The organism is Rothia sp. HSID18069 (assembly GCF_003989155.1).
Lineage (GTDB): Bacteria > Actinomycetota > Actinomycetes > Actinomycetales > Micrococcaceae > Rothia > Rothia aeria.
This window is the reverse complement of sequence record NZ_RBMG01000003.1, coordinates 27,931-54,699: the sequence shown is the minus strand read 5'-3', so window position 1 is coordinate 54,699 and position 26,769 is coordinate 27,931. Positions and strand designations below refer to the sequence as shown.

The window sequence follows — 26,769 nt, the reverse complement described above, 5'->3', positions numbered from 1 at the left end:
TACATTCGAGGAGCATCATGCCAAAAAACACTCCGATACGGGGCCTCTCAAGAGCCTGCCTATCGGCAACCCTGGGTGTAACTATGGCCATCACAGCGGGACTGCCCGCGACGGCGGCACCCGCTGGTGATCCCGACACGCCAGTCGCCCAGGACATCGCCCGGAATTCCCGTGAGCACGCCGTACTCTCGGATTCCATGAAGAAGGCCGAAGGCAATATCCCCGTCTTCGTACAATTCAAAGGCAAAGGCGCATACGAACAAACCCAATCCCCCGCAGTACTAGCCAACAAACAAGCACCCACCAATAAACAGGCCGAAGTCCAAGCCATCAAAACCCAGGTGCAATCACAGGCACAGGCGGCAGCCCAGAGCACCGGCGCGAAAACGCTGTACACCACGCACAATATAATGCGCGGGGTGGCTTTACAGGGTGATGCGGCGCAGATCCGCACCCTCGCCAATAACCCCGAGGTGGAGCGCATCACCCCGATCGTGCCGAAAAAGAAGCAGAACGCCGGTTCCGTGGTTGATACCGGTGCGGCGGAAAACTGGGCACGTGAAAACAGCGGGTACACCGGTAAAGACGTGAAAATCGCGGTCGTAGACTCCGGTATTGACTACACGCACGCCGATTTCGGCGGGCCCGGCACGGTCGAAGCGTTCAACAAAGCAACTAAGCTCACCGAGATGCCTGCCGCAGACTCGGGGCTGTACGATGCCAAGAAGTACATAGGCGGCTATGACCTGGTGGGTGACTCGTACGACGGTACAAACCAGACCGCCCCGGATAACAACCCCATCGACTGCTCCGCTGGCGGCCACGGCACGCACGTTGCCGGCACCGCCGCCGGGTACGGCGTAAACCAGGACGGCACCACCTTCCGCGGCGACTACTCCAAACTCACCGCAGAGCAGCTGAACCAGATGAAAATCGGGCCGGGCGCGGCACCGGAAGCGCAGCTGTATAGTTTCCGCGTGTTCGGGTGCACCGGCACCACCGGTGTGGTTGTTCAGGCCCTTGACCGTACCCTCGACCCGAACGGTGACGGGGATTTCTCGGACCGGGCGAATATTGTGAACCTCTCCATCGGCGGCGAGTTCTCCCCACCGGATGATGCCGACGCATACGCCGTTGAATCCCTCAACCGTCAGGGCGTGCTCGCAGTTGTTTCAGCCGGTAACGCAACCGACTACTACGGCCGCGGCGACACATACTCCGATTCGGGCCAGCCCGCAAACGCGATTTCTGCGCTGACAGTGGCGAACTCCATCGGCTCCTCCTACGCGGTGGACTCCATGGAGATTCAGGCACCGGCAAACGTGGCCGGTAAAGTCCCCGGCGACTACACCGTCTCGTACACCTACACGGGGGCAAAACCTGAGGCGCTGACCGGGACGGTTGTGACCCCTTCCGAGTCGAATAAATTCGGGTGTGAGGCGTTCAGCGCCGAAGACGCCGCGAAGATTAAAGACAAGTGGGTGTTCCTCGAATGGGCCAACGCAGACGGTTCACTCCCCTGCGGTTCTAAGGTGCGGTTCGATAACGTCGAAAAGGCTGGCGGTAAAGGCGTAGTCCTCTCCTCAGAGGAAGAGAAACCTGCCCTGCCGATCGGCGGTAATGAGAGCATCCCCGGGTTCCGTGTGGCAAAAAGCGCCTCCGCTAAAGTGCGTGAAGCCGCCGCCACCGGTGAGCTGAAGGTACGCTTGGGCGCGGATTTGAAAGAATCCCTGCGTGTGCCCAGCAATAAGAAAGACCAGCTGACCGCCTCCAGCGCCCGCGGCTACCACGGCACTTACGGGTACACGAAACCCGACGTGGCGGCGCCGGGCAACAATATCTCTTCGGCGCGGGTAGGCACCGGAACGGACGGCATCTCGTATACGGGCACCTCCATGTCGGCCCCGTTTGCCGCCGGTGTGGCCGCCCAGGTGCTGCAGGCTAACCAGTCCTACGGCCCCACCCAGCTCAAGGCCGCGATTATGAACAGCGCCAACCATGATGTGCGCACCGCCGACGGGAACGTGTACGCGGTGGACCGCGTGGGGTCAGGGCGTATTGATGCTAAGGCTGCGGCAGAGACGAAAGTGCTGCTGTATAACGCCGACCGGCCCGCGCAGGTGTCCCAGACCTTCGGGGTACTCGAATACGCGGTGAACGAGGGCAAGCAGACCCTAACCCGCGAGATGACGGTGGAAAACTTCGACTCGCACACCCACACGTACAACATTTCGTACGCGGGCAGCACCGACATGCCGGGGGTGGAGTTCTCCCTGCCGTCGAATATTACGGTAAACCCCGGAGAGAAGAAGAACTTCACTGTCACTATCACCATTGACCCGGCTGCCATGGAGAAGACCATGGACCCGGCCATGGAGAAAACCCATAACTCCGTGGACCCGTACGGTGACGGCACAGAGCTGGTACCCGAACAGTACCGCCAGTTCATCGCCTCAGAGTCGGGGCGTATTCTGCTCACTGAGGGCGCAGCCACCCTGCGTGCGCCCATCCACGCGGCACCTAAGCCCGCATCAGCGATGAAGGTAGAGGGGAGCTCTGTTGAGATCCCCGCCGGGGAGCACCAAGCAAACCTGAAACTCACCGGTACTGAGCTGAACCAGCGCGGCTACAAGTCGCTGCTGGGGGCGTTCGAGCACGGCACATCAATTGAGCGCACCTCCCCGGTGAAGCTGGACGTGAGCAGCAACACGAAAGCGAATATGCAGCATGTGGGTGCCGCATCGACCGCACCCGCGCTGAAAGCATCCGGCGGTAACCCCAATGACGGGCTGCTTGCGTTCGGTATCTCGACGTGGGCTAACTGGGATGTGGTCTCAACAGAGAACACGTTCACCGTGAATATTGACACCGACGGGAACAACCGTGCCGACTATATGCTGGTCACCGACCGCGCGAAGGGCATCGACTTCCCGATTGTGCGCCTGTACGGGTACAAGAACGGCAACCTGGAGCAGATCGCCTACTACCCGCTCAATAACGCCTGGGGCGACACCGACACGAACATGATGGACTCCAACGCCCTCGTGATGGCGGTACCGCTGAAAGACCTGGGGCTCAGCGCCGAGAAGACGAAAGACATTAAGTACAGTGTCTCGGCCACCACCCAGTACGCCTGGACTAACGTGAGCGAGACCGGCTGGATTAACTACCGTCCGTTCGACCCGAAGCTGTGGTTCTCTGGGACCGCCGCAACGGTTCCGGGTTTCTTCGCTGATGCGCCTTCCTCCGAGCTGGTGGCGCACCGCGCCGAAGGTGCAGCTGATGTGAAGGCCCTGTTCCTGCACATGCACAACACCACCGGTGATCTGAGCGGGCTTAACGGTGCCGCAGGCAACCGCGCGCAGGTGCTGGAGGTCACCGAGCAGCAGCAGCTCGACCCGGCGCCGTCACGGTTCACGGATGTTCCGGCCGAGAACCAGTTCTACGCAGAAATCAACTGGTTGGCGCAGCGGCGCATCACCACCGGCTACCCGGATGGGACGTTCCGCCCGGGCGAGAACGTGGAGCGCGGGGCAATGGCCGCGTACTTCTACCGCCTAGCAGGCACGCCGCAGTTCACCGCGCCGGATAACCCCACGTTCAGTGACGTTCCGAAGTCTCATCCGTTCTACAAAGAGATTGAGTGGATGGCCGCCCGCGGCATCACCACCGGCTACGGTGACGGCACGTTCCGCCCCTCCGCCTCGGTGAACCGCGACGCCATGGCCGCGTTCTTCTACCGGTACGCCAACTCGCCGCAGTTCGCAGCACCGGCAGCCTCCCCCTTCAAGGACGTACCCGCCAACAGCCAGTTCTACAAGGAAATCGCGTGGCTGGCCGAGCAGGGCATCACGAAGGGCTGGGACGACGGCACCTACCGCCCCAGTGAGCCGATTCACCGCGATGCGATGGCCGCGTTCCTGTACCGCTACAGCGATAAAGTGCTGAAGTAGGTACGAGCGGATCTTAGCCGCTACTGCGTTTGGGGCGCTGGCTTCTCCTGTGCGGGTGAAGCTGGCGCCCCGCGCCATATGCGGTACCGCCCAAAAGCTACGCACCATAGGGCGGCAGGGTTTAGTCAGACCTAAAACGCCATATTTGTGAGGAGGATGAGTATTACACACCGCATATTTACGGTACACATCAAAAATATTGGGATTTTTATTGCCCCGGCAATGCTTTAAAAAACAGATAAATAGAGCACCCAGGAATTATTAAATCTCATGCTAAAGTAAATCACACTGATGTGCTATATATCACACATATCACGTTACCTATAGTCAGGAAATCATCATGAGACCACTATCCACCCCACGGCTTTTCGCCAAAAGCTGCCTGGCCGCAACAATGGGCTTAGCCCTCACCCTCAGCGCCGCAGCACCGGCCTCAGCCGTACAGCCCCATGCTGACGAAACCGGTATCGTCACCTCGGGGGATACCGCCAAGGACGTACTCAGCCCCGGCATGAAAAAAGCGGAAGGCAATATCGTCGTCTTCGTACAATTCAAAGGCAAAGGCGCATACGAACAAACCCAATCCCCCGCAGTACTAGCAAACAAACAAGCACCCATTAATAAGCAGGCCGAAGTCCAAGCCATCAAAACCCAGGTGCAATCACAGGCACAGGCGGCAGCCCGCCAGTCCAGCTCCCAGGCACTGTACACCGTGCACAACACCGCCCGCGGCGTGGTACTTCAGGGGAATGCTGCACAGATCCGTGAACTTGCGCACCGCGGCGATGTGGAGCGCATCACCCCCATTATTGCCAAGGAACGGCAGAACGCCTCCAGCGTGGTAGACACCAAAACCGTTAACACCTGGACCCGCGAAAACACCGGGTACACGGGCAAAGACGTGACCATTGCCGTGGTCGATTCGGGTGTGGACTACACGCACTCCGACTTCGGCGGCCCCGGCACGGCCGAAGCATACCAGAAAGCGAAAGACATGCCCGAGCTGCCCTCCGCAGATTCAGGGCTGATTGACCGCACCAAGATCGCTGCGGGCGTGGACTTGGTAGGAGACAGCTACAACGCCTCCTCCACGAACACCGAGCAGAACACCCCGCACCCCGACAACAACCCGCTGGACTGCCGCCCTGATGGGTTCGGGTCCGGCGGCCACGGCACGCACGTTGCGGGCACCGCCGCCGGGTACGGCGTAAACCAGGACGGCACCACCTTCCGCGGCGACTACTCCAAACTCACCGCAGAACAGCTGAACCAGATGAAAATCGGGCCCGGCACCGCCCCGGAGGCTAAAATCCTGCCGGTTCGCGTTTTTGGCTGCTACGGCACCACCCACATGGTCATTAAAGCCCTCGACACGGTCATGGACCCCAACGGCGACGGCGACTTCTCGGATAAGGCGAACGTTGTGAACCTGTCGCTAGGCGGCGAATTCGCGCCCGTGGACGACCCCGAATCGTATATTGTGAACACGATGGCGCGGCAGGGCGTATTCACGGTCGCCGCAGCCGGTAACGCCAATAACTACAACGGGGTGGGCGACACCTACTCCAACTCGGGCAGCCCCGCCAACGCCGCCGCAGGACTGTCAGTAGCGAACGCCTACGGCACCACTCAGCCGACGGATCAGATGAAAGTGCTCGCCCCCGAACAGCAGGCCGGATTCGTGAACGGCGTGTACACCTCCAGTTTCAACTACGCCGCTGCAAGCGCCGACAAGCTCACCGGTGAGGTGGTTAAAGCCCCAGCATCCAACCGGTACGGCTGCGAAGCGTTCTCCGAGCAGGACGCGGCGCAGCTTAAGGGCAAGTGGGTGTACATCGACTGGGAAGACCCGGCCACCGGAAAATTCCCGTGCGGCTCAGCGGTGCGGTTCAACCATGTGGAGGCCGCCGGCGGTCAAGGCGTCGTCCTGGGATCGATGCAGGAACGGCACGAGGTCGGTATCGCGGGTAACGCCACGATCCCCGGTTTTATGCTCTCTCAAAGCGCCACCGACAAGCTGGCCACGGCAATCAACGACGGCACCCTGCGGGTTGAGCTGAACAACGACTACAAGACTCAGGGCCGCACCTCACACAGTAAGGCACTGAGCCTGGTGTCCTCTTCGGCGCGCGGGCAGCACGGCTCGGACGGGTACATTAAACCGGATGTGGCGGCCCCCGGCGCTGAGATCGTCTCAGCTGCCGTGGGCGGCGGCACCAAGGGGGTTGCGTTCACGGGCACCTCCATGGCGGCCCCGCACGCATCCGGGGTGGCGGCGCTGGTGCTGCAGGCGCATCAGGACTACTCCCCCACCATGCTCAAGGCCGCCCTCATGAACGGGGCGAACACCGACCTGAAAGACTCCCAGGGGCACACGTACGCTGTGGACCGGGTAGGGTCCGGCATGATTAACGCCAAGGCCGCTGTTGAGGCTAAGGTGCTGGCGTACGATACGAAACAGCCCGAGCGCGTATCAACAGCGTTCGGCGTGCTGGAGTACACCCCGGACTCGGGGGTGCAGACCGTAACCCGCGACATCACCCTCGACAATACGGACTCGCGGGCACACACCTACACCCCGGAGTATGTGGCAAGCACCGACATCCCGGGGGTGAGTTTCTCCCTGCCGTCCACGGTGAGCGTGGGGGCGGGCGAGAAGAAGAACGTGACGGTGACCGTCACCATCGACCCGGCGAAACTGGAGAAAACCAGGGACCCCGCGCTGGAAAAGCGCCAGAGCTCACGCAACGTCGTGGGCGATAAGGTCGAAACCACCGCCGAGGGGGACCGCCAGTATGTTGCGAGCGCATCCGGCCGGGTAGTGTTTAAGGAGGACGGCGCCGAGGCGATGCGCGTGCCGGTGCATGTGGCCCCTAAACCGGTTTCGGCGATGCGCGCGGACACCTCAAAGATTGAGTTCGGCACCGGTGCTGAGCAGAAGGTGAAGCTTACGGGCACCACCTTGGATCAGGGCGGGTACCGGTCGATGCTGGGCGTGTTTGAGCTGGGTGCCGCCAGCGGCCGTATTCCGACGCAGAACCTCACGGTGGCGTCGGATCAGGTGGTTGATGTGCAGTATGTGGGTGCCGCCTCGGATGCCCCGGCGCTGGCTGCTGCCGGGAAGAACCCGGATGAGGGGAACCTGTATTTTGGGATTTCAACATGGTCGAACTGGGATGTGCTGCATTCTGGGCGCAGCGTGGAGGTTTCGGTTGATACGAACGGGGACGGCCAGCAGGACTATGTGCTTGAGGTTGCGCGCGAGAAGGGCCTTGATTTCCCGCTGGTGAAGGTGTGGAAGGCAACCGGGGCCAAGTGGGATTTCATTAACCAGTACCCGCTCAATAGTGCCTGGGGTGATACCGATACGAACATGATGGATTCCAATGTGATGGTGCTGGGCGTCCCGTTGAAGGATCTGGGCCTGACCTCAGCGAACGCGAAGGACATTAGCTACACCGTGTTAACGAACACCTGGTCGAATGAGGGCTCTGATTATGTGGACCGCACGGAGAAGGCCACATTCAACCCGTTCGCGCCGAAGGTGTGGTTTGAGGGCGAGTCGGCGGGTGTGCCGGGGTTCTTCGCTGACCGTGCTGGTACTGAGCTGACGGCACACCGGCAGGCGGGGGCTTTTGAGGCTAAGGCCCTGTTCCTGCATATGCATAACGGCACCGGTGATCTGAGTGGCATTGGTGCCGGGCATGGTGAGCGTGCCCAGGTGGTTGAGGTGAGTGCCGCATCTGCTAATAGCCGTGACGCCCGGTTTAAGGATGTTCCGGCCGATAACCAGTTCTATACGGAGATTAACTGGTTGGCGCAGCGGCAGATTACGCTCGGCTACCCGGATGGGACGTTCCGCCCGGGTGAGAATGTGGAGCGTGGGGCAATGGCGGCGTTCTTCTATCGTTTGAATGGTTCGCCGCAGTTTACGCCTCCGACGAAGCCGACGTTTAGTGATGTGCCCACGAACCACCCGTTCTATAAGGAGATTGAGTGGATGGCTGCCCGCGGCATCACCACCGGCTACGGTGACGGCACGTTCCGCCCCTCCGCCTCGGTGAACCGTGACGCGATGGCGGCGTTCTTCTACCGGAATGCGGGTTCCCCGCAGTTTGCGGCACCCGCCCGGGCACCTTTTGCGGATGTTCCTGCCGACAGCCAGTTCTATAAGGAGATCGCATGGCTGGCCGAGCAGGGCATCACGAAGGGCTGGGACGACGGCACCTACCGCCCCGGTGAGCCGATTCACCGCGATGCGATGGCCGCGTTCCTGTACCGGTATCACGAGAAGGTGCTGAGTAGGCGGTAGCGCCCCAGCTGCCGGGTGTCTGTGCCGTAGTCTTACGCTATTGGGCGCCCTACTATTGGCTGGACGCCTGGCGCTTTGGCTGGTTTCCCGGCCGTCAGTGGCCCCTGAGGGGGTACTGGCGGCCGGGTTTTCTGTGCGGTGTGGGTGCGGCTGCGGGTGGGGCGCTAAGGATGAGCCGCATAGTTATAGAAAACTGCAGGCGAGGCGCACCTCAAAATAAGCCTCATATACCGTGATATTGCACAAGTATTCCGAATATTTTCTAGTCTTAGTGCCAGTAAAAACAAGGAGATGCACTAATAATTATTAGTCTACTGTTGTTTTTTGTGGTTAAACCGTGAGTGCCCCTGCACAGCCGCCTGATACGTATCGAAAGTTTTCGGTACTCTTATCTCGTTCACTCTGCGCACCAACCACATATCAAGGAGCTGTCTATGGCGAGAAAGTTCATGGGGCAGGCAAGATGCACTCTTGCCACAGCGTTGAGTTTATCGTTAGTAACCACCGCCGCCTTCCCGGTTTTCGCCGCAGATACACCGGATAGCAGTGTCCAGCAGGGCGCGGAAACCAGCAGAGATCAGAATATTATTAGCCCCTCAGCCGCCAGCGCATCGGGTGAAACAGCGGTTTTTGTGCAGTTCAAAGGCACCGGCGCCTATGAGCTCACCCGCCCCGCGACCGGCCGCGCCACCCGGGAGCAGAACGCGGCTAAACGGGATGAGGTGCGTTCCATCCACGCCTGGGTAAACGAGCGGGCACGCACGGCTGCTGAGGCCACCAGCTCAAAAATACTGTACACCACCGTGAACACGGTGCGCGGGGTCGGGCTCTACGGCGATATTGAACAGATCCGTAAGCTCGCGGCCCGGCAGGATGTGGCGCGCATTAGCGTTATTACGAACGTGCGGCCGCAGAACGCGGGTACCGCCGTGCACACGGATACGCTCACCACCTGGGCGCAGAAGAACAATACCGGCGGGTACGGGTACACGGGCCGTAACGTTACGGTGGCCGTCATTGATACCGGCATCGACTACACCCACGCCGATTTGGGCGGGCCCGGCACCGATGAGGCCTACCGGCGGGCGAAGGACTCGGCCACCCTGCCGGATGGGCTGTACGATCCGCAGAAGCTTGTGGGCGGGTACGATATGGCCGGGGATGGCTATAATGCCAGCACTAAGGAGCATGCCCTGCCCATCCCGGATGCGAATCCTCTTGACTGCAGCGGGCACGGCACCCACGTGGCGGGCACTATCGCCGGGTACGGTGTGGCGGCGGATAATACTGCCTTTCACGGGGATTACTCCGCGCTCAGCGCCGATGAGCTGCACAGGATGCGCATCGCCCCCGGGGCCGCCCCGGAGGCGCGCCTGGTGGCCTTCCGTATTTTTGGGTGTGCGGGAACGTCGGCGCTCACGCTGAAGGCTCTCGATCGGGTGCTTGACCCGAACGACGATGGGGATTTCAGTGACCGGGCGGATATTGTGAACCTTTCGGTCGGAACCGACTACGGTGTATTCGATGAATCGACTAACTATGCAATAGGTGAGTTGTACCGGCAGGGTGTTCTTACGGTGACCGCCGCGGGGAATGCCGCATCCCAGAACGGTGCTGGCGACACCTACTCTATCTCCGGTGGCCCGGCAACCAGCGCGTACGCGCTCACTGTGGCGAATTCTATGGGCGCCACGCAGTCTGCCGACCGGGTGAAAGTGCTCTCCCCCGCTGGCACAAGCGAAATATACGGCCGGTACACCACAAAGTATGATTATGCACGGCACAGGGAGGGTGAGCTCACCGGCCAAGTGGTGAAAGCCCCCGCCTCGAACCTGTACGGGTGTGCCCCGTTCACCGCTGAAGAGGCCGCCAGGCTCAGAGGGAAATGGGTGTACCTTGACTGGGACAATACAAGCGGTGCCGTGCCGTGCGGTTCGGCGGTACGGTTCGCCAATGTAGAGCGGGCTGGCGGCGCTGGGGTGGTTCTTGGCACCGGGCAGCCGCTGACCGATATCGCCGGCACTGCGGCCCTGCCCGGGGTGCTGCTGCCCTCAGAGCAGGCCGAGAAGATCCGCCCGGCGCTGGCCTCAGGCACCCTCACCCTGCGACTAGACGATGCTCTCCGCACCGGTGCGCGCATCGAAACCGGGGCGGCGGATCAGCCTAACCCGGCATCGGCGCGGGGCGCTCACGGCTCGTGGGGCAGTATTAAACCCGATGTGTCTGCCCCGGGCACCGGTATCGCTTCAGCCCGGGCGGGCTCAGGCGCAGGGGCCAGTACGCTCACGGGCTCCTCCATGTCTGCCGCCTACGTCTGCGGGGTGGCCGCGCAGCTTGTGGAAGAGCACCGCAGCTACAGCCCGCAGCAGCTTAAAGCCACCCTGATGAACACTTCCGCGCACCCTGTGCATGATGCCCAAAACCGCCCCTACCCGCCGGATCGGGTGGGTTCTGGCCGCATCGACTCCGCCAAGGCTGTGAATAACCGTGTGCTCGTCTATAACGCCGCCCGCCCGGAGCAGGTTTCAGACACGTTCGGGGTACTCGAATACGCCCCAGATGCGCCGGTGTCTGTTCTCCGCCGTGAAATGGTGGTGGAAAATACTGACACTATCGCGCACACCTACCTGCTCTCGTACACTGCCAGCACCGAAATCCCGGGAGTTGCTTACTCCCTGCCTGAGAGCGTGACGGTGCCCCCGGGCGGGAGGACAACGTTCACCGTCACCCTCACCGTGGACCCCGCCGCCCTGGCGAAAACCGCTGAGGCGACGGCGAACACCACCCAGCGTTCCACCGGTGAAGACGGGCAGGTGGTTGCTTTTGGGGCGCGCCAGTATGTTGCGAGCGCATCCGGGCAGGTGGTGCTCACCGAGGGCGACACTACGTTGCGGGTGCCGGTGCACGCCGCCCCGAAGCTGGTGTCAAAGATGCGGGTGGCCGCTGCGGAGGTGCAGTTTGAGCGAGGCCAGCAGCAGGCGCAGCTGCCGCTTTCCGGTACGGGTGTGGATCAGGGCGGGTACCGGTCGCTGCTGGGGGCTTTTGAGCTGGGGGTCACGAGCGGGCATATTCCCACCGAGGACCTGTCGGTCAGCAGCGACCAGCGGGCGGATATTCAGTACGCGGGTGCCGCATCGGATGCTGCCGCACTGGCTGCCGCAGGCAAAAACCCGAACGATGGTTCGCTTTATTTTGGTATTTCAACCTGGGGCAACTGGTCCGAGGTGACCCCGCGCAGCACCTACTACGTGTTTATTGACACCGACGGGGACGGCACCAACGACTACCGCCTGCACACGATGCGCGCCGCCGGGGTGGACTACCCGCTGGTGCAGCTTTCCCGTGCCGATAACGGCCGGTGGGTTCCGGTGGACGGGGCGCTCTACCCGCTCAATAACACCTGGGGCAGCACCGACACGAACACCATGGACAGCAACACCCTCATTATGGGGGTGCCGCTGCGGCAGCTGGGGCTGAGCACCCAAAACCCGGGAGCTCTCTCTTACACGGTGGCCACCACCTCCTCGTATGCCACCACACCCATTGTTGATGCGACTGAAGCGGTAAAGTTCAACCCGTTCACACCCACCTTCTGGTTCACCGGTACCGCCTCAGGCGTGCCGGGGCTGTTTGTTGATGCACCCAACGCGTCTTTGACGGTGCACCGCACCGAAGGGGCAGAAGGTAAGCTGCTTCTGCTGCATCTGCATAATTCCACCGGTAACCTGAACGGCGCCCTAGGTGCCACAGGTGATCGGGCGCAGGTGCTGAATGTCTCTGGGGAGAACACCCACAACACGGTGCGGGCCCGGTTTACGGACGTGAACGATGCGAACACTGCCACCCCCGACATTGACTGGCTGGCCGAACGCAGAATTACACGCGGGTACCCGGGCGGCACTTTCCACCCGGGTGAAGATACCGAGCGCGGGGCGGCCGCGGCGTTCTTCTACCGGCTGGCCGGTTCCCCCGCCTACACGCCCCCGCAGCAGTCGCCGTTTACGGATGTTCCCACAAACCACCCGTTCTATAAGGAGATCGCGTGGATGCACCAGGCGGGTATTACTACCGGCTGGGCGGATGGCACGTTCCGCCCGCATGAGGCCGCCACCCGTGAGGCCATGGCCGCGTTCTTCTACCGTGCCGCAGGCTCCCCCGCCTACATGCCCCCGGAGAAAAGCCCCTTTGAGGATGTGCCCACCGGTGCGCGTTTCTACCGGGAGATCACCTGGGCGTATGAGAAGAAGATATTTACGGAGGAGACTTCCCTGCTCAAACCTGCCGCCACGGTGCGGCGTGAGGCTGCAGCAACGATGATTCACCGGTACGCCCGGCAGGTGCTTCACCGGGGATAATGCTCGCCAGTGTGCACATAAAGTTGTGGCCCGGATCTGTATAGTACAAATCCAGGCCACAGCTTCATTATTACCTGAGTGGACGGTAATTTTACTTATCCTTCAGAACCTTAAGGGTGGGAACCGGGTACTTGTAGTCCTCTCCCTTATTAGTTTTTACTGCTGCCACAATGTGGAAAATAAGAACTACAAGACCGGCAGGGATAATCAGCAAGTACATCAGGGATGCTATTCCCACCAGGGGAGAAACATTTCGAGATGTTGATGCTGCCGCGCCTGCCCCGAAGATAACGGCGCACACAATAATGTACACAATCGCCACAATGGTCCAGGTGAGCGCCAGGTTAAACGCGCGGGCGGCAGCAGCCTTGGTGCGACCATACCCGGTTTTATCTTTGTAAATGAACCAGAAGATCAGAGGCGCAAAAAGAGACAGGACCGGGGAAATGTGTGCAAACGTTGCCATGGAACGTGCATCCGGGGCTTCCTGCTCGTAGGGCTGCTGCCCCATACCCTGCTGCATATTTGGGTTGTAGTTGTAGTTCGGCTGGTTGGGGTCAAAGTTCTGTTGACTCATAATGTACTTTCGGTCGGTTGGTCGGTGAATGGTACGGTGCGGTACGTACCATATCCGCAAGACTACCAAGATTTTGATGAATAGTCTTGTAGATACGCCACCCAACACCGTATATGTGTCACCCATCACTAACAGATGGGTTGGTGGGGGCGTTTTTTGAGTATTATGAGAGACAGTTCACCTATCCGTCTTCATTCAGTATTTTTATGTGCGGGAGGGGATACCGGTACTCTTCCCCGCGGTTGGCGCGTATCGCCCCCATAATGGGGAAGATAATAGCCAGAATTAGCGTGACAGTCATGATCCCCAACACCACTATAAGACCGATCATGAATACTACTGCGGCCACCGCCGCCGCATCTTGGCTACCGGCGGTTATACCCATCAAGACCAGAAAACTCAGCAGGCTAAAAGCAATCACCGAGAGCTCAGCAATCATTACGGTCATCGTAAAGTTAAACGCGCGGGCGCAGGCTCGCTTAGTAAACCCGTACCCAGGCTTATCTTTGTACACAGCCCATAGGATGAGCGGTGTGAAACCCCACAGCAGCAGCGAAAGGTGGGCGAGCATCGCTATGGTGTGGGCATCAGCCGCCCGGTACTCAGCAGCGTAAGGATACTGGCCCGGGTAGGGTGCTGCATAGGGCGCCGGTGCGGGCGGCTGCCCAACGGCGGGACCCTGGTAGCTCTGCGGGTGGGGGTCCGGCTGAGGCCCGCTTGGGTGATCCGGCTGTTCTGTTTTGTCGAGGTTAATGCGGGGGTCGTTGGGGTTTGAAGCAGGTTCAGTCATTGTGTCCTTCCTCTGAGATTGCGTCCCTATCTCAAGGATAAAGCTAAAAGGTGGCGCACGGACAGAGTCAGTTCACATGCCACCACGTATCGGCGATGCCCACCGGAACCGTGCGTTTATGCCGACTGCGCAGGTAGATAGTCTCTAGCTTCTCGGCAACAGCGGGGTCAATTTCTTTACCCTCCAGGTAGTCGTCGATCTGCGGGTAGGTGATGCCGAGCTCGTCCTCATCGGTGCGCCCGGGGACACCGTCAAGCAGGTCGGCTGTCGGCGGCTTAGCCCACAGCCGCTCGGATGCGCCCAGAACCCTCAGAAGCAGCTGATTCTGCCGCTTATTCAGCCCGGACAGAGGCAGTATATCCGCCCCACCGTCGCCGAACTTCGTGAAGAAACCGGTCACGGATTCCGCCGCGTGGTCGGTGCCGACGACCAGCAGGGACGGGTCGCCAGCGAGCGCATACTGGGCGATCATGCGGGCACGCGCCTTAATATTTCCCTTATTGAAGTCACTGATGGGCGTGCCCACGGCAGCCGTGTAGGCGGTGTCGAAGCCATCGACCGCATCCGCAATATTGAAGGTGACGGTGCGGTCGGGGGCGATGAATTCGAGGGCTTTTTGTGCGTCTTCTTCGTCTACCTGCGTTTTATAGGGCAGGCGTACCGCCATGAACTGCGCTTGGTATCCTTCGGCGTTGAGTTTTTCGCTGGCGAGTTGGCAGAGCCTGCCTGCCAGTGTGGAATCGATGCCGCCGCTAATGCCGAGCACGAATCCGCGGGTGCCAGTAGTTTTCGCGTAGTCGCAGAGGAATTGTACGCGCCGGGTTATCTCATCGCGGGCCTGCGCCTCGGTCATGTTGGGGCGTACACCCATTTCAGCCACTATTTTTTCCTGAAGTTCACGCATATTTCTAGTGTACGCGCAGGCGTGAGCTGTTATATTCCGGCGCCAACACTCCCAGCGGCCTGCCCTCCCGGTTCTGCCGATGCGGAAGCGCCCGCATCGGGGGCTGTTGCGGGCACGCGGGTGCGGCCCGTTACCGCGAACAGCACCACGCCGAGCGCGCATGAGGCCATCTGGGTTACCGGGAACGCCCAGGTGAGCCCGTCAAACCCGAACAGTGCCTCCCCCGCCAGCACCGTGATGAAGAAGAAAACACCCACGCTCGCGGTCATCACCACCGCAGCTGTTCCTTTGCCGCACGCCTGGAACCAGGAGATCCACAGCACCACCAGTGCGTGGAACACGGTCGAGCACAGCAGGGCCGTGAGCACCTTATCGCCCACCTCAACCAGGGTGGGTCCGCCCGTCAGGTACAGCGCCCAGTCCCGGAAAAACCACACTGGGATGGAGAACACCGCCGAGGTGCCCACCGACAGCGCCACCGCCGTTCTCAGTGAGGCCCTCAGACGCTCCCGGTTCCGTGCCCCGTAGGCGTAGGCGAACAGCGGGATACCGCCCATGCAGATACCCATGCACAGGGTCTCTGGCACCATAATCAGCCGGATTGAGACACCGAATGAGGCGACTGCCGCATCCCCGTACTTGACCGCCAGGTTATTCAGCACCAGAGCCGAGGCCACCAGGAACAGGCTAGAGACCAGCTGTGAGGAGCCCACCGCCAGCACGGGTTTGAGCACGTCGGCGGAAAGCTTGAAATCGCGGGGAGATACCGAGAAGTTCTTGCTTTTAGCGGTCAGAAACAGCATGTAGTAGATAATGCACGCCAGGTTCGAGCCCATGAGCGCCCACCCGGAACCGGCTGCGCCCATGTGGAGCACACCAATGAGCAGCGCATCCAGCACCAGGTTGGCGAGCACACCCCAGGCCAGCCCGTACATGGACTGTTTAGCGTACCCTTCGGCCCGCACCAGCTGCTCTAGGGTGAACATGCACATCCAGGGCGGGGCGCCAATGAACAGGATCGTCACGAACCAGCGGGTGGGTTCGTAGGTGGCGCCTGAGGCCCCCATAAAATGGGTGAGCGGGTCAATGAAGAACACGCCGATCAGGGCCAACAGCACCCCGAACAGCAGGGACGCGTACAGTGCGAATGAGGTGACTTCGGGGATGCGGTCGGCTTTGTTCTCGCCCAGCAGCCGCGCCGTGAGAGTGGATGCGCCCACCCCGAAAAGGCCCGCCAGGGCGGTGATGACACCGATAACAGGAAAGCCGAAGATGAGGGCCGCCAGGTCTTCAACGGTGCCGAAGTGCCCCACAAAGTAGGAGTTCACCACATTGTAGATGGAGGTAATCGCCAGGCCGGTGGCCATGGGGATGCCCAGGGCCAGGAGGGCGCGCATGGGCGGGGCTGATTTGAGGTAGTAGATGTTTCTTTCGTCGCCGGATTCGAGGATTTCGGCCGCACGCGACGCAGGGGTGTTGTCGGTTGTTTCGTGCACGCGCGCCTCTTCCTTTGTGCTCGTTTCCGTGCGTGGGGTGTGGTTGTTTGCCTCGCTCATCATACCTCTATTGGCGCGGCAGTAACGAACACCGCCTAAACCTTATGGTGTTTCGCTGCTGCAGCGCCTGTTGGCGGCGGTGAGGCTAGGCTTTTGCGGGGTCTTTCACTGCAGCGGTCTCGTTCGCTGCCGTGTCCTTCACCTTAGTACTGCCGGTTGCGAAGAAGAGGATCACGCCCAGCACGCACGCCGAAATCTGGGTGAAGGGGAATGCCCAGGTGAGGCCGTCGAATCCGAACCACATATTGCCGAAGATGACTGCGGGGAAGAAAAGTAGGGCAATGCCCAGGGTCATGAGCGTGGCGGGCAAGCCTTTACCGGCGGCCTGGAACCACGAGACGAACACGATGCTCACGGCATTAAACACGGCGGCAAGCATGAGCGCGACCAGTACTTTCTCGCCGGTGGCGACCAGCGAGGAGTCGCCCACGAGCTCAAGAAGCTGGCGACGGAATATCAAAACGGGGGTGGTGAAGATAATGGAGGTTGCCACCGATACCATTGCGGCGGTTTTCAGCGCAGAACGCACGCGGTCTAGATTGCGAGCACCGTAGGCATAGGCGAAGAGCGGAATACCGCCCATGCAGATACCCATACACAGCATTTCGGGTACCATGTTCAGACGCATCGCCAGCCCAAAGGCGGCCACAGAATCGTCACCGTATCCTGCCGCAATATTGTTGAGCACCAGCACGGAAACGGTCAGGTTTGCACTCTGAATCAGTTCGGCGGCACCCACGGCGAACACGGGTTTAATAATGTCGCCGGCGATCACAAAATCGCTGGGTTTCCAGGAGAAGTTGGGGCTCTTGCGAATAAGGAACTGCAGGTAGTACACCATGGATGCGGCGTTTGCGGCGAGCATCGCCCAACCGGCACCGGCGATACCCCAGCCGAGAACCGCAATCAGCAGAACATCGAAAATTGAGTTGATGACGACGCCCCAGATAATGCCGTACATGGATTGTTTGGCGTAACCTTCAGAACGCACCAGCTGTTCCAGGGTAAACATGCCGACCGAAAACGGCGCACCCAAAAAGAGCAGGTGCACGAAGGTTTTGGTCGGCTCAAAGGATGACCCGGAGGCGCCCATCAGGCCGGTAACCGGGTCTGCGAACAGGAACCCGGCAATGGCGACCACCACACCGCAGGCGAGCGCGGAGTACAGGGCGAATGAGGTCACATTGCGAATACGTGTCTCATTGCCTTCGCCCAGCAGACGCGACGCCAGGGTTGATGAGCCCAGACCGAACACACCCGCAATCGCTATGATAATACCGAAAACAGGTACGCCGTATCCGGTAGCGGCGAGCTCTTCGACGGTGCCGTAGTGCCCCACAAAGTAGGAGTTAATGACGTTGTAAATGCTGGTGATCGCCAGCCCTGCTGCCATGGGGATACCCAGGGAAAGAAGCGCCTTGAAAACGGGGGCATCTTTGAGCAGGTATATGTTTTTGGGATCGTCCATATTGGGCATCCCGGGGCCTGTATCAGGTGTGGGCACAGCCGGGATGGCGCCAGTGGTGGAGGGTACGGTACCTGTCACCGCCGGAACTGCACCGGTGACGGGCTGGTTCGCCTCGGACGGCGCTACTGTGCCAAGTTTTGCTGCTGTGTTGGGTTTGTCTGCCGCGCCGGTATTTTCGGGCAGGGCGTGTGTAGGTTTATGCGTCATAAAGATGCGTTTCTTGGTCTGTGGAGTGCGCCCGTCTCTGGGGCGGCATGGCACAGGTAATATTGGTCAGCGCTACATGCCGATGCGGGCAGGGGACTCTATTGTACCCGTTTCCTGTTGAGAAGTAAGCCCTTCCTCCCGCTGCTTTTCCCCAGCGACCCTCTCCGGCCTCCCTCTCTCATCTCCCGCGCAAAAAGGCTCTTGATGTGAATAAAGAGAGTTTTTCAACGCTTTATTCACATCAAGAGCCTTTTTACATGCTAACGCTTTTAAAGGGGCATATTTTCTGTGTAAAGCATGCGGTAAAGTTATTAGTGCCCTCTTCCCGGAATGAGTCACCGGCACAGGTTGCAAATATACATTCCGTGATGACTCTCGGGGCTGATGAGCTGGAGCACCGCAGATTCCGAGTGCGCGAGGCACCAAATCTGCGTGCGGAAGGCGCGCAAGCGCGAGTAGACATGCCTCTCTACGAACTAGTAGAAACGGCTCAAGCGATCCTTATCAGCTATATCCTGATTGATGGATCGGCTCAAGCCGTTTCTAATGTCGTAAAAGCTATCTCAGTATTCCTTAAGCGACTGAGGTAGCATCTGCCTGACTAGAGAGGGGTTGGTAGTTAGCGCTATCAACCCCTCTTGCCCATGAAGGGCTAATAACAGTTGCAAATATGGTTCCGGCTTAGCACACCGCCTCAGTACCATCGGGCTTCTTAGTGTTCCTTATACCCAGCAATTCTTGGTTTCTTAGGCAAGGAACTCGGGCAGCTTTTGTTCAAGCTCGGCGCAGGCACGCTCAACAGCGACGTCTGGGCCAATATTTGGGTCCATGGTGCCTTCGGCACGCACAATATCGGTCGAGTCGAACCCGAGCATCCCAAATGCGGTCTGCAGGAAGGGGTACGATTGCTCCCACGGTGCCAGCGGACCGGTGCTGTATACGGAGCCGCTTGACTGCACGAGCAGCGCTTTATGCCCGCCCATGAGACCCTGCGGGCCCTCCCGAGTGTACTGGAAGGTATGCCCCGGCACGATGATGTTGTCCAGGTAGTCTTTCAGGCGTGAGGTCACCGTGAAATTGTGCATGGGCATGGCGATAATCACCCGGTCGGCCGCCTTGAACTGTTCGAGCAGCTCGGCATTGCGCGCAAGAAAATGCTGTGCGCCCTTGCTCAACTCTGCATCTTTACCATCCCCACTGTATGCGCCGTTAAAGACCGGCAGAGTCTCGGCAGTAAGTTCGGGAATATCCTCGTTGTAGAGGTTCAGCACGGTTGCATCCGGCAGTTTCTCGGTCAGGCAATCGACGAGGCGGTTGGTGCAATACGCGGTTTTATTCTGGGGATCCGGGTGGGCGTTAATGATAAGGGTCTGCATGGGGTCTCCTGATATTGAATAAGATATTGCAGAATTTACAAAAATCCGGGATGGATATTTCTATCGTAGATTGGGTGTAACGCTGGTATCAATGCTGAGTACAGGCAAAGTTATAGAATAACGCTTTATGACGCAATATTTCTTCAGGGAATGTCCCTAGTGCACGTAAAAAGAATTTAAAAATGGAAGAATCACATTTTTACGCATTCTCCAGAATCACACGAAATTTCCTTGTAAAGCATGCGGTAAAGTTATGAGTGCCCTCTTCCCGGAATGAGTCACTGGCACAGTTTGCAAATATACATTCCGTGATGACTCTCGGGGCGGATGAGCTGGAGCACCGCAGATTCCGAGTGCGCGAGGCACCAAATCTGCGTGCGGAAGGCGCGCAAGCGCAGTGGGAATGCTGTTCTACGAGATAGTAGAAACGGCTCAAGCGATCCTCATCAACTACATTCTGATTGATGGATCGGCTCAAGCCGTTTCTAATGTCGTAGAAGCTATCTCAGTATTCCTTAAGCGACTGAGGTAGCATCTGCCTGACTGGAGAGGAGTTGGCAGGTAGCGCTACCAGCTCCTCTCGCCATAAGGCGTATAACTCATAAAGATAGAACCAGCTTAGCATACCACCTCAGCGCGCCGATTAGCTGTCAGTCGTCTTAGGGGGCTCAGCATCATTCTCGGCTGTTTCCGCTTTGGTTCCGGCCGCTTGTGAGTTCCCCTCAGCACGGGCTTTCTCACGTTCCGCTGCTTCTCGTTTAGCTTTTGCCTGGGCATACAGTTCAGCTGAAGAACGATTAATGCCCGTGCCCTGCCCCAGTGACGGGTCGTTTGGGCGGTCCACCAGAATCAAGGTTGCGCACACCACCAGGGTCACGATAAACACGGCACCCCCCACACCCAAAGCCAGGCCGATATTCGGCTTATTATGGGTGCCTCCGGTTGCGAAAACAAACACCGCAAAGAATGCCGCGAGCGCAAGCGCAGCAGCAATAATCAGCGGCCCTTTCACTTGGGCTTTGAGCCCCCGCGGGCGGTCTTCAGCCACGAACCCTCCTTTTGTGTGCGTCTAAACCAGTGTACGCGTCCACGGTTCCACACCCATTATCCAGCGCCAACATTACGCCCCGGGCGTGCCTTCGGTACGTGCACCCAGGGCACCAACCAGCAGGAAAACACCCGCTATGAGCGCCCCGCCGCCGGTGACTCCCAGCACCGCTTTCGGCCCGATGTTCACCATGAATGGTACAGCGAGTGCGGCTGCGAGCATCACCGTGCCCTCCAGCACCCAGTCACGCGCCGCAGCGATAACGGAGCGGTACCGCACCCCCAGCAGGCCCTTCAGAAGGGCGCCAAGGCCAATACCGCCGCAGGTGGCCAGCAGGATTGGGGCAGGTGCATCAGGCTGGGCAATTAGTAACGCCCCAGAGGCGGCCTGCACGAGCGCAACCGAGATGAGCGTGGCACTGGTGGCCGGGCCGTAGCGTGTTCCACGTGAAACCCACCAGTGGGAGGCGCCGAGGGCAAGCAGCAACCCTCCAATGAGCAGCCTGTCGGTACCCCAGTCAGGGGTTTGAATAAAGATGGTGCTCAGACCAAAAAGCAGGTAGATGACTGCGTGCACGGCAAGTGCGCCCCGGCCCTGTGCGGTGGCGGGGGTGGGTGAGCCGGGGGTCGGTATCTGCGGTGTGTGCTGCTGCGAGGTGGCTGGCTTATTACTCACGCATACCAGCATACCGTGCACAGAACAACGGGGCACGATTACCAGTGTTTGCGTTACTCCAGCTCAACCGGGCCGAGCACACGTATCTCCTCAATATCCAGGATTTCCTGAATCGCGTGGAGCACATTCATGTCGATTGTGCGCTCATTACGCAGGCGCTTGAGCACGCTGCGTTGCTTCTCCAAATGCCGCAGACGCAGCTCTTTCTCAAGGTCGCTCGCTTCAATAATGCGGCGGGCTTCTTCCGGCGCGTTCGCACCGTTTTTACGAACGGTGTGCATGTTGCGGTACATACTCGCGTTGTACATCTGTTCTTCGGCAATGCGGTCGATAATCTCCTGCGGCGCACCAATTTCCTGGCCAATCTCAGCCACAGAGTCGAAGGACTCGGCAATTATCGTGCGCACTGCTTCATTAATCTCATCTTCTTCGGTGGTATCAACCGGGATTTTTGCCCACCTAATAACGAGCGGCAGGAGCATCCCCTGAACCACCATCGACAACAGAACCACGCCCGCAACAATAAAGATAATAAAGTCACGCCCGAAAACACCAGTCGGCACGGAGAGAGCCACCGCAAGGGAAACACCGCCGCGCAGTCCCGCAAAGGTACTCACTACACGGCCGCGGAAGGTTGTGCGCAGCCGCCTCTGCTTTTCTGAACGGTCAAGGGCACGAATAATACCAATCGTGACGTGCAGGAAAATAAAACGCGCCGCAATGGAAACGAGCCACGCCACCACAATCACGGCGAGCGCCGAAGCCCACGCATAGTTGTATTCACGAACAACATCATCCATATGCTCAGTGGCGCTGGGCAGCTGAACACCCACGAGCACGAAGAGCGCACCGTTCATGACATAGGAAACAAACGACCAGATGGGCAGACCGTAGAAACGGTTTTGGGGTTTGATGGTATCCGGTCCGCGATAGGTCAGGTAGAAAGCGGCGACCACCACAGCTACCACTCCGGAACCTTTCATGCCCTCAAAAGGCTCGATCTCTTCAGAGAGGGAGAAAGCAATAAACGGTATGGTAAACATGAACACACTGAAGTTCATGGGGTTGCCGATGTGTGCACGCAGCTTATTCGCGCCCCATCCGACGGCCAGGCCAACGAGAGTTCCAATCAGGAACGAGAAGAAGAACATTCCGGATGCGTTCCCCAGGGCAAGTTCATGACCGCCCGCAAGCTGCAGGGCGAGTGCGAAAAGAACTAGGGTGGTGCCGTCGTTAATGAGTGCTTCCGCTTTAAGGGTGGTAATGGAGGCTTTAGGGAGTTTGCCGTTGAGCGTTGCCACGGCCACGGCATCGGTGGGGGCGAGCGCCACGCCGATAATCAGCGCCACATGCCACAGGTAGACGCCCATAAATGTGTGAAGCACCCAGGCGATAACGAACGCCGTGAAAATTACGAGCACCGTGCCCGAGAGCAGAATGCCGCGCAGACGGGTGCGCACCTCACGCCAGGAGGTGTTTCGGGTCTCCCAGAACAGCATCACGGGCAGGAAGATTTCGAGAATCACGTGCGGGGGCAGCCCGGCCTCGCGCACCTCGTGCATGGCGTGAACGGGGATGAGCGCCAGCACAAGCCCCAGGAAAATGAGCATAATGGCGGGGGTTATCCGTATTTTATGGGCGAGGATATTACCCAGAAGAATTGCCAGCGATAGGGCAATGATGACTTCAAGCAAACTGGTGTGTTCCTTTGTACTTTGGATGTGGTGGCTGGTTCATGGTGTGCGGGTGAGGCGCGTATCAATAGCCCCAACCCCAGCCCCTAACCTTAGCACGGAGCACACCGCTAAAACAGATTTAGACCGGCTCTAATGTGATGCACGCAATAGTATGGGCAGTTAGGCGCATGAGGCTCAACTACCCGATGTGCAAGCACGGCAGATGGGCACTATGCAACGCCTTGCTCACTCCGCTACCGGTCGTTGGTGGGGGGTCACAGTACCCGGCCACAGCACGAAATATGACGATTCGTGTCATGCAGACACAAAGATGCGCGCGCATCCGCAGAAATTCCGTCGCAAAGTGAGCGTCCATGCATCGAACGTGAGAAAATGGGGGCATGACTGAACAGACTAACTCCCCAGTAACCGGCTCCCCGCTCGTGAAGCGCGGGCTTGCCGACATGCTCAAGGGCGGCGTCATCATGGACGTCGTCACCCCCGAACAGGCCAAGATCGCCGAAGATGCTGGCGCCGTCGCCGTCATGGCGCTTGAGCGCGTACCCGCCGATATTCGTGCGCAGGGCGGTGTGGCCCGCATGTCCGACCCCGACATGATTGAGGGCATCATTAACGCCGTCTCGATTCCCGTGATGGCGAAGGCGCGCATCGGGCATTTTGTTGAGGCGCAGATTCTTGAAAGCCTCAAGGTGGATTACATTGATGAGTCAGAGGTGCTCTCCCCCGCCGATTACGTGAACCACATTGACAAGCACCAGTTCACGGTGCCGTTCGTATGCGGCGCCACCAACCTGGGTGAGGCGCTGCGCCGTATCGCCGAGGGTGCGGCCATGATCCGCTCGAAGGGTGAGGCCGGCACCGGTGACGTCTCGGAGGCAACCAAGCATATCCGCACCATTAAACGCCAGATCGCCGAGCTGCAGGGCCTGTACAACACCATGCCCGACGAGCTGTACGTGAAGGCGAAAGAACTTGCCGCCCCCTACGACCTGGTGCTCGAAGTTGCGAAAACCGGTAAGCTGCCCGTGGTCATGTTTACCGCCGGTGGCGTGGCAACCCCCGCCGACGCCGCCATGATGATGCAGCTGGGCGCGGACGGCGTATTCGTCGGCTCCGGTATCTTCAAATCCGGCAACCCCGAGGCACGTGCCAAGGCCATCGTGAAGGCAACCGCGTTCTACAACGACCCCGAAAAGCTGGCGGATGCATCACGCGGTTTGGGCGAGGCCATGGTCGGCATCAACGTTGCCGATCTGCCCGCGCCGCATCGTCTGGCGGAGCGCGGCTGGTAAGTATAGGCCGCCACGTGGCGGATGCGCGCTCGCCGATCGGTATATTCGGATCAGGTGAGGGCGCCCGGTCAAGGCGTGCAGGGGGTGAAGCTCGATGCGGGCTTCGCCCCCGACTCTGTTCAGATACGTTATCCGCTCGGGTGAGTTTGGCGCTCTCAAACACAGCCCGAAACCCAACGTTCTACATTGTGTGAGCAACCTCGTGTTGCAGAAAGATAGGCTCATGAGCGAGACTGAGGTTCTTCCCCCGGCTGCCCTGCCCGGTACGGGCAAAACCGTGGGTGTTTTGGCGCTGCAGGGCGGCGTTGCCGAACACACGCGCATGCTCGAATCCCTGGGAGCGCAGGCGGTGCTCGTCAAAAGTGCCGAGCAGCTGGCGAACCTGGATGCGCTGGTTCTGCCCGGTGGCGAATCTTCCACAATTGACAGGCTGACCCGTATTTTTGGGCTGCGTCAGCCGTTGATTGAGGCGATTTCGGGGGGCTTGCCGACCCTGGGAACCTGTGCCGGGCTGATTATGCTCTCGACTGTGATTGACGATCCGGCTCCGGGGCAGCAGTCGCTCGGTGTTTTGGATGTTTCGGTTGGGCGTAACGCCTTCGGCTCGCAGGTCGATTCGGCGCAGGTTCATCTGCCGTGGCTTACACCCTCAGGTGAGGAAGTCGTGATCGATACGGCGTTTATTCGCGCGCCGATTGTGACCCGCACCGGTGAAGGCGTGCGGGTGGTGGCGCATCATGAGGGCAAGATTGTGGGCGTGCGCGCCGGGAACATTATCGGCATTTCTTTCCACCCGGAAGTCACGGGCGATACCACCGTGCACGAGGAACTGCTCTCGCTAATTCGATAGGCTCTCTCCCGCCTCTCCCCTAGTATAAAAAAGAGCCTTTATGTGAATAAAGCGGTGAAAAATACGCTTTATTCACATAAAGGCTCTTTTTTACGGGGAGGGAGAACAATAGTTATCGGAACCTATCGGGGGTTATCAGGATTTTTAAGATAAGTCCCGATAGGTTGAGATAACTTTGTGCAGCTACTGTGCCGACCGCTTAATGAACCGATCCATCCCTGGCACCGTAAAAGCGATCCGACCATATGCAGGGCTGTACAGTAGACCTTTCTTCACTAGAGAAGCACGCACTTTACTAAAACTTGACATATTAACAGACTGAAGTGGCTCTGCCAATGCGCTGGTCGGTACTGCTTGTCCGTTCGCTTCAACAAGCTGGGCGAGAGCCACCAGATACCTTTTCTCTCGCTGTGTTGCCCGTTCCCATCGAGTTCGGTAGAACCCTCCATCTAACGCGGCACGTCCTAACGTAACAGCGTTCATGGAATCTTCTAACGTAATATCAGGACCATCGGCTAAATCCCACAGGGTTTCACCGAGCTGTTGTACAAAGTACGGATACCCTTGAGATGCCTCTACCATGGTTGCCAGCGCGTCCTCGGCAAACTCACCGTGAGAATACCTGCGAAATGGGTCAGTGAAAGCACGACGGGTTGCCTCCTCAGGTAAAGCACCAATCTCTGTATATGTAAAAAGACGCTCAGCATATGTTTTGATATCGCCCATCCGAGCTGGAACCGAAGGCAGCCCAGCACCTATAAGATAGAGCGGTAACCCTTTCTGCCCGGCTTCATGCTGCATGGTGAGCAGAGTATCTAAGAAACCATCTTCTAAGTCTTGAACTTCATCAATAAAAATTCCTACAGCTGCTGGGCTTGTAGCTTCTAGCTGAAGTTCAGCAAGCTCAAGAAGAATATCTGGAAGGTCAAATTCCATCACCCCAGTTCCTTGAATATCCTGCCGCATATCTATTTTTAGTGCCACGCTTGCACCGGCAAATCCAAGAGTCACCGATAATGACGACACTTTCTCTGCTAGATTTTGCCACACCCCGTTACTTGTCTTATTGCGCAGCTTCAGAACAGCTTGGGTAAGTTCAGAACCAAGTTTGAGGTGTAGCTGCTTACGGCTATCTTCCTGAAGCGACCCCTCAATTTTGATGGTGGTCCAACCTGCACGGGATGCCATCGCATGCATGCGGTTCAAGAGAACTGTTTTCCCCACGCCGCGTAAACCGTAAAGCATCATGCCACGTCCTAGAAGACGGTGACGAGCCCGTTGTATAAGAACATCAAAAGCATTAATATGCTCATCTCGCCCCACCAACTCAGGCGGGACAAGACCAGCTCCCGGCTGAAAGGGGTTAAGCTGCGCTTCCATATGTTCCGCCTCTCGTGATTGGGTCTCAAAACAGTTATCCTATTATATCCCCGGTTATCCCTTTTAAGGGATATCTGGGGATAAGTTGAGATAACCTACCGCGCGGCCTTATTTTCTGAGACGGTTGCAGAAGCTGTTGCGCTTCCCAGACAAAGGCTGTATCTGAGATTCTCTTACGGAAGGACGGCCCCCGGGAGCAGGTGGTGAGCTAGGCTAAGAGCATATTTCATGATACAAACGCTCATGAACGGAAGCTCAGTAGTTACCGCTACCAAGCCCCTCCAGTGAGCAGGGTCGTTACCTCAGGTTCCTAATCCAGGTTGAGATAA

At 58.9% G+C, this 26,769-nt stretch carries 16 protein-coding genes; 6 read left to right on the top strand and 10 right to left on the bottom strand.

The features are described from left to right. Window positions 1-17: 17 nt before the first annotated feature. The 3 genes from D8M41_RS07935 to D8M41_RS12095 all read left to right on the top strand — a co-directional run bounded on the left by D8M41_RS07935 (window position 18) and on the right by D8M41_RS12095 (window position 12,620). Window positions 18-3,953 carry a S8 family serine peptidase gene (locus D8M41_RS07935; protein WP_257604670.1) on the top strand — a complete coding sequence of 1,312 codons (3,936 nt, stop codon included), beginning with the start codon at window positions 18-20 and terminating at the stop codon, window positions 3,951-3,953. A 340-nt stretch (window positions 3,954-4,293) separates the two neighbouring features. Beyond that, on the top strand, window positions 4,294-8,265 hold the full coding sequence (locus D8M41_RS07930) for a S8 family serine peptidase (RefSeq protein ID WP_126926770.1): 3,972 nt from the start codon (window positions 4,294-4,296) through the stop codon (window positions 8,263-8,265). Between the two features lie 434 nt (window positions 8,266-8,699). After that, entirely contained in the window at window positions 8,700-12,620 is a 3,921-nt protein-coding gene (locus tag D8M41_RS12095) for a S8 family serine peptidase (protein ID WP_274542624.1), read from the top strand. 91 nt (window positions 12,621-12,711) lie between these two features. Here the strand turns inward: D8M41_RS12095 and D8M41_RS07920 are convergent, their stop codons facing one another. The 5 genes from D8M41_RS07920 to D8M41_RS07900 all read right to left on the bottom strand — a co-directional run bounded on the left by D8M41_RS07920 (window position 12,712) and on the right by D8M41_RS07900 (window position 18,122). Beyond that, window positions 12,712-13,197, bottom strand: coding sequence for a DUF4870 domain-containing protein (locus D8M41_RS07920; RefSeq protein ID WP_006888032.1), 486 nt, complete (start codon window positions 13,195-13,197; stop codon window positions 12,712-12,714). A 181-nt stretch (window positions 13,198-13,378) separates the two neighbouring features. After that, complete coding sequence (locus tag D8M41_RS07915) at window positions 13,379-13,987, bottom strand: DUF4870 domain-containing protein (protein WP_126926769.1); 609 nt, start codon at window positions 13,985-13,987, stop codon at window positions 13,379-13,381. A 67-nt stretch (window positions 13,988-14,054) separates the two neighbouring features. Next, complete coding sequence (gene nadE / locus D8M41_RS07910; protein ID WP_126926768.1) at window positions 14,055-14,891, bottom strand: ammonia-dependent NAD(+) synthetase; 837 nt, start codon at window positions 14,889-14,891, stop codon at window positions 14,055-14,057. A gap of 29 nt (window positions 14,892-14,920) precedes the next feature. After that, on the bottom strand, window positions 14,921-16,447 hold the full coding sequence (locus D8M41_RS07905) for an MATE family efflux transporter (protein WP_238693502.1): 1,527 nt from the start codon (window positions 16,445-16,447) through the stop codon (window positions 14,921-14,923). Window positions 16,448-16,532: 85 nt separating this feature from the next. Then, on the bottom strand, window positions 16,533-18,122 hold the full coding sequence (locus D8M41_RS07900) for an MATE family efflux transporter (RefSeq protein WP_126926766.1): 1,590 nt from the start codon (window positions 18,120-18,122) through the stop codon (window positions 16,533-16,535). Window positions 18,123-18,328: 206 nt separating this feature from the next. Here D8M41_RS07900 and D8M41_RS11980 point away from each other — a divergent pair, with 206 nt between their 5' ends. Then, window positions 18,329-18,712 carry a hypothetical protein gene (locus tag D8M41_RS11980; RefSeq protein WP_238693501.1) on the top strand — a complete coding sequence of 128 codons (384 nt, stop codon included), beginning with the start codon at window positions 18,329-18,331 and terminating at the stop codon, window positions 18,710-18,712. A 156-nt stretch (window positions 18,713-18,868) separates the two neighbouring features. Here the strand turns inward: D8M41_RS11980 and D8M41_RS07890 are convergent, their stop codons facing one another. From D8M41_RS07890 to D8M41_RS07870, 4 genes are all read right to left on the bottom strand, one after another. Further along, a complete protein-coding gene (locus tag D8M41_RS07890) occupies window positions 18,869-19,498 on the bottom strand; it encodes an FMN-dependent NADH-azoreductase (RefSeq protein WP_126926765.1) in 630 nt (209 codons plus the stop codon). Window positions 19,499-20,141: 643 nt separating this feature from the next. Further along, on the bottom strand, window positions 20,142-20,546 hold the full coding sequence (locus tag D8M41_RS07880) for a hypothetical protein (protein ID WP_126854635.1): 405 nt from the start codon (window positions 20,544-20,546) through the stop codon (window positions 20,142-20,144). A 72-nt stretch (window positions 20,547-20,618) separates the two neighbouring features. Beyond that, complete coding sequence (locus D8M41_RS07875; RefSeq protein WP_238693500.1) at window positions 20,619-21,221, bottom strand: hypothetical protein; 603 nt, start codon at window positions 21,219-21,221, stop codon at window positions 20,619-20,621. A 53-nt stretch (window positions 21,222-21,274) separates the two neighbouring features. Further along, entirely contained in the window at window positions 21,275-22,915 is a 1,641-nt protein-coding gene (locus D8M41_RS07870) for a Na+/H+ antiporter (RefSeq protein ID WP_126926763.1), read from the bottom strand. A 383-nt stretch (window positions 22,916-23,298) separates the two neighbouring features. On the opposite strand from D8M41_RS07870, the gene pdxS reads away from it, so the two are divergent. Together pdxS and pdxT are read left to right on the top strand one after the other, a co-directional pair. Next, a complete protein-coding gene (gene pdxS / locus D8M41_RS07865; protein ID WP_004006448.1) occupies window positions 23,299-24,210 on the top strand; it encodes a pyridoxal 5'-phosphate synthase lyase subunit PdxS in 912 nt (303 codons plus the stop codon). A 223-nt stretch (window positions 24,211-24,433) separates the two neighbouring features. Beyond that, window positions 24,434-25,060: a pyridoxal 5'-phosphate synthase glutaminase subunit PdxT gene (gene pdxT / locus D8M41_RS07860; protein ID WP_126926762.1), complete on the top strand. Its 627-nt coding sequence runs from the start codon at window positions 24,434-24,436 to the stop codon at window positions 25,058-25,060. A gap of 183 nt (window positions 25,061-25,243) precedes the next feature. On the opposite strand, the gene D8M41_RS07855 is transcribed toward pdxT, so the two are convergent. Further along, entirely contained in the window at window positions 25,244-26,440 is a 1,197-nt protein-coding gene (locus D8M41_RS07855; RefSeq protein WP_126926761.1) for an ATP-binding protein, read from the bottom strand. Between the last annotated feature and the right edge of the window lie 329 nt (window positions 26,441-26,769).